5 protein-coding genes are annotated in these 4,585 nt (G+C 68.1%); 3 read left to right on the plus strand and 2 right to left on the minus strand.

Translation table 11 applies throughout. The features are described 5' to 3' along the window. The first annotated feature begins 172 nt into the window (after positions 1-172). Genes ACYVMZ_RS39045 through ACYVMZ_RS39055 form a run of 3 tightly spaced genes read left to right on the plus strand, consistent with a single transcriptional unit; the run spans position 173 to position 2,539 of the window. Positions 173-487: a hypothetical protein gene (locus ACYVMZ_RS39045; RefSeq protein ID WP_461088031.1), complete on the plus strand. Its 315-nt coding sequence runs from the start codon at positions 173-175 to the stop codon at positions 485-487. Between the two features lie 44 nt (positions 488-531). Next, entirely contained in the window at positions 532-1,842 is a 1,311-nt protein-coding gene (locus ACYVMZ_RS39050; RefSeq protein ID WP_461088033.1) for a hypothetical protein, read from the plus strand. A 52-nt stretch (positions 1,843-1,894) separates the two neighbouring features. Then, entirely contained in the window at positions 1,895-2,539 is a 645-nt protein-coding gene (locus tag ACYVMZ_RS39055; RefSeq protein WP_461088039.1) for an HAD family hydrolase, read from the plus strand. 670 nt (positions 2,540-3,209) lie between these two features. Here the strand turns inward: ACYVMZ_RS39055 and ACYVMZ_RS39060 are convergent. Further along, the gene (locus tag ACYVMZ_RS39060) at positions 3,210-3,521 is read right to left on the minus strand and encodes a hypothetical protein (protein WP_461088035.1); all 312 of its coding nucleotides are present in this window, start codon (positions 3,519-3,521) and stop codon (positions 3,210-3,212) included. Between the two features lie 126 nt (positions 3,522-3,647). Next, complete coding sequence (locus ACYVMZ_RS39065; protein ID WP_461088037.1) at positions 3,648-4,511, minus strand: hypothetical protein; 864 nt, start codon at positions 4,509-4,511, stop codon at positions 3,648-3,650. Between the last annotated feature and the right edge of the window lie 74 nt (positions 4,512-4,585).

Genomic DNA, 4,585 nt, shown 5'->3' on the forward strand with positions numbered 1-4,585 from the left:
CCCGGAGAGCCGGACGGCCACTCCTGCGGAGCCACTGAAGGCAAGACCCCATCAGCCACATCCGGCCCTCCCGGGCCACCCAACAACTTACGGAGACCTCATTCCGCTCCTTGTGGAGAGGGCTACCGGCGTCAACCTGTCACAGGCACTGGCAACCCTCGCCGTCGGCGGGATGCCCAACCTGACCCCGACCCGTTCGGAAGCCGCCGCGATCGGCTTTCTGTATCCCGAGCACAGCGGCTATGTCGAACGACTCGACATGCACGGAGCCATACACGATCAGCTGTGGCTTGAACGGCTCGTCTGGACACGCGATGTCGGCACGCAGGTGACCGCGCCACCGCGCTCCAGCATCGACGACCGCATCGGGCACTGGGTCGTCACCGGGTCTACGGCCGCAGACTGCGCCAAACGCCGGGCCCTGGTCGCCGACCACCTCTCCGTTCGCGTTTCCCGTCCCGTGCACACCACGAGCTGCACACGGTGATCTCTCCCTCCGCCCACGTACCGATCTCTTCTGGAGGTTGCCCGATGGCCACCGCCCGTGCTGCAGTCGCGGCGCCGGCCCTCTATCCGGCTGGGACGGCGACCGTCGCAGTCATCGCCCCACAAGCTGGCTCCCGCTACGCTGACGCGCTCGCGCGCCGGGGACGCGACGCTGTCGCGGTCACCCTGGGCTTTGGTACAAGGCCCCCTGCCTACCGCAGCGTTGCCGCCGACGAGGCCTACACCGACGTCATCGAGTACGACGGCGATCTCCGTCGCACCGTCAAGAAACTCCGAACGGCCGGCGTGGAAGCCGTCGTGGCGGCAAGCCCAGCTGGCGTTGAGCTGGCCGAGCGGATCGCCTGGCAACTCCGCCTCCCCGGGTCCGGCATCCCCGGATCGGCCCAGCTCCGAACGGACCGAGGCGCTCAAGCAAGCGCTCTGTCCCAGGCAGGGATCGCCGCGCCCCGCACCCTACGCACGACCAGTCTCGCCGAAGCTCTTGCGTGGGCGGACTGCCATCAGGCGCCTGCCTACCAGCTGTCCTCGGCAGCGGTCGGCGTTCCTGCAGGAGAGGTCAACTGCCACACCAAGCAGCAGATCACGGCCGCCTGGCCGCGGATTCAGGAAGCTGCCTACCGTCACAGCGGGGATGCCTCCCTCGTCCTGCGAGAACTCGTGGAGGGGCGGCAGTACGTGGTCGACAGCGTCACGCAGCTCGGCCCCCACGGTCCTCAGCACGCTGTTACCGGCATCTGGGCACACTTCCACGCTCCCACGGGACTGCTCGACCGAACCGACCTCCTGCACCGGCACGACCTCCTGGCCCGTCGGCTGTCTCTGTACGTGTGCCGTGCTCTCGACACCCTGGGCGTGACCTCGGGGCCGCTGTCATGCCACGTCGCTTTCGAACCGGAGCGCGGCCTCGTCCTGCTGTCCGCCAGCGTCATCACCCACCGATCACGTGCCGATGAAGCCGTATGGAAGATCACAGGCCGCGACCCGATCGATGCACACCTGGACGGAGCCTTCTTCGCCTACCGAAGCAGCCGCGACAGCACCCGCTGCCGCGTCGCCCGAATCTACGTGAACGCACCGCAGGGGGAAGAGGCTGGGCCAGGGCTGCTGCGCGACCTTGCCGCGCTCCCCACAGCGGCGTGCATGGCCGCAGACCAGCACTCGTGCATACCCAGCGGTGCATTCCCCCCGCTTGATGGCGAGGCCTGCGAGATCGTCCTGGCACATCCGGAGTCCGAGGCGATCGAGAAGGACTACGGCCGTATCCGGGCCCTGACGGAGATCTTCACAGCAACCAGCACTACTGATTGGTCCTCCACCGCCGTACCCTTCATTTGATCACGAGAGGAAGCAACGCCCCGTGCCACGGAACTTCAACCGGCCGCACCTAGTGTGGGGATGGAGAGGCACGCTTGCCGACGACGTCCAGCGCCAGGTCGATGGAGTGAACGCAGCACTGACTGCTCTGGGCGCACAGCCCGTCGATCTCGACACCGTCCGGCGTCATTTCGCCACATCAGCCCCCGCTCTGTGCGCCGCCATACTCGGTCGCGCATTGACCGATCGGGAGCGGACACAGGCGAGCGTGGCGTTCGAGACCCACCACTCCCGACTGCCACCGGCCCAGCTCATGCCTGGAACCAAGGAACTCCTTACGAGGCTGATCCGAAGCGGGTGCAGCCACTCAGTACTGTCCCTGAGCGCCCACGCCTGCCTGACCCAGCACATCTCCAGCCTGGGCATCGCCTCCCTGTTCCTGCAGGTCGACGGACGCACAGGCCCGTCTTCCAGGAGCAAGAAGCAGCCCCTGGCGAAACACGTGAAGATGCTGCGGCCGAGCATCGGGGACCGGCCGATCGTTCTCATCGGCGACGCCGTTGACGACGTCCGCGCTGCACTCGCCAATCAGGTCCACCCCGTGCCGTACGCCGGCGGCCTGACACACCCCGACATCCTCCGCCGCAGCGGCGTACCTGTCGCCGAGACCCTTGCCGAAGCAGCGGCGCTCGCGGTGGCGCACGCCCATACGGCGTGAACCAGCATGCAGGGCAGCACGGAGCCCGCAGCAGGCCCAACCCGTCACCAGAGGGTGAGCGGGAGGCCCGCTTCCTCGGCGGCCTGGATGCGGTGCTCAATCTGCTCGGCGGGCTCTCCCGCGCGAAGCCCGGCACGAATCGCCTGGGCGATGGCACGTGTCCGCCCCGCGGCCCCACGAGTATCCGCAAGCGGACCGTGGGGATTGCCCCGGCGCAGCGACCACTCCGCACGGTTCTCTGCTGCCGTCCCCAACCGAAGATGGCACGGGTTGGTGCAACCGTGGAAGTCACACGTGTGACACACGACAGGGTCCTCGGCAGCGGTCCAGCCAGTTCGGTCTATCACTCCATTGGCGAGCTGGTAGGCGAACAGATGAGCCGGCACGGTTCCGCGCCGGGACGGCCCAGGAAGGCTCGCCGCGCGGAAGGATCCGTGGCCCGTCGAACTGACTGCCCCTCTCCACGGCCAACATCGATCCGTCGACCTGACGTAACGCTTGGCTTCGAACCGTGCGACGACGTCCTCGTTCTTCAACCAGGCACGCCAAAGCTCCGCAGGCAGTCGAATCGGTATCGGCTCCCCAAGGAGCGAGAGCTGTTCGGCGCGGATGTCCGAGGGATGGTGCTGGAAGGCGATGCCCTCCAGCAGGAGTTGATCGGATGCTCCTCTCACGAGGCGTCCGCCTTGGCAGGGGGCAGGTCTGGTGGATAGCCCTTGGCGCGAAGGAATGCGTCGAGCGCTATAGCGACGATGTCGCCGTGTTGGACACCGTGGTCCGCGTGGTACCGGCGGATGCGTCGTTGGAGTTGGAGAGCGTCGGGGACGGCGTAGTTGATCTGCCCTCGACTGGTATGGCGGCCGTTGATGACCTCCAAGGTGTCCGGGTGAGGCGCCAACGGGTCGTCGGTCAGGTCGGATTGCGCTTCGAGAGCGTCTGCGAGTTCACGCAGCTGACGGGCATGGCGCGAGAGATCGGGCATGGGGTGCTCCAGTGCGGCCCACTAGTCGACTAGCTAGCCGCCTAGTCGACTAGTGGAATAGTCGGGTGGAGGGGTGTCCGCGAACGGGAGAAGCGTTCGCGGACACCCCGGGAGATGAACGCCGCGTCAGAAGCCGCGGGCGGTGAGCCATTCGTCCAGCGCGACGGAGACGATGTCACCGATGGGCAGGTGATCGAGTTCGTTGTCGAGCGCGAAGCGTTTGATCCGCTTCTTGAGCTTCAGGGCGGCGGGGACCGACGAGTCGAGGCTCTCGCGGGTGATGATGCGCTGGTTGAGAACGACGGAGACCTCGGGAACGTCCTTGGGACGGCCGGGACCGTGCGCGTACGGCGTCCCCTCGCTGGGCGCCTCCTGCGATCGAGTGTCCTGCTCCTGGTGAGCCCCCGGACCATCGGTCCTCACCGGGAACGCCGTACCGCCTGCAGCCGGAGGAACGGCCGGGCGAACCGCCACCTCGGTGGTCGGAGCCGCACCAGCAGGCGCGGACGCGACAGGAGACGGGCCATGCTGCGCGACAGGTTCGACCGGCTGCGTGGCCTGGACCGCAGGTGCTCCAGGCTCGGCAGCCAGGACCACAGGCGGCTCCTTCCGCTCCACCGGCTGCCCAACACCCCCCGTCCCCGCCTCGGGGGCGACGACGGCCGAGCGAACCGGCTGACTTACGGCCGGCTCCGGCATGGGACCGCTCGGCGTCTCAGCAGTCGGCTGGGCGGAGGTCTGTGCCACTTCGGGCACCGCCTCGATCTGGCCCTGCGCCGCCCCCTCGACCGGAACGGCCGAAGGAGCGGGCTGCACCTGCGCCTCGCCCGCAGCAGGACGGCCTTCGCCCTGGGCGGCAGCCTGTTCGGCGGCGTACTGCTCTGGGGTGAGCTCGGCGGCCGGGGGCGGGGGCGGCGGGGTCGCCTTCTTGGCCCCGCCACCGAGGGTGCGGCCGGTGCGGCGGGCCGGGGGCTTCATACGCTCGCTCATGCCGTCAGCTCCTTCATCAGCTCGGCGTACTCGCTCAGCTCGGTCGGGATCTCGCCGAAGGCCTCCATGTAGTG

The sequence above is a fragment of the Streptomyces deserti genome (genome assembly GCF_054782695.1).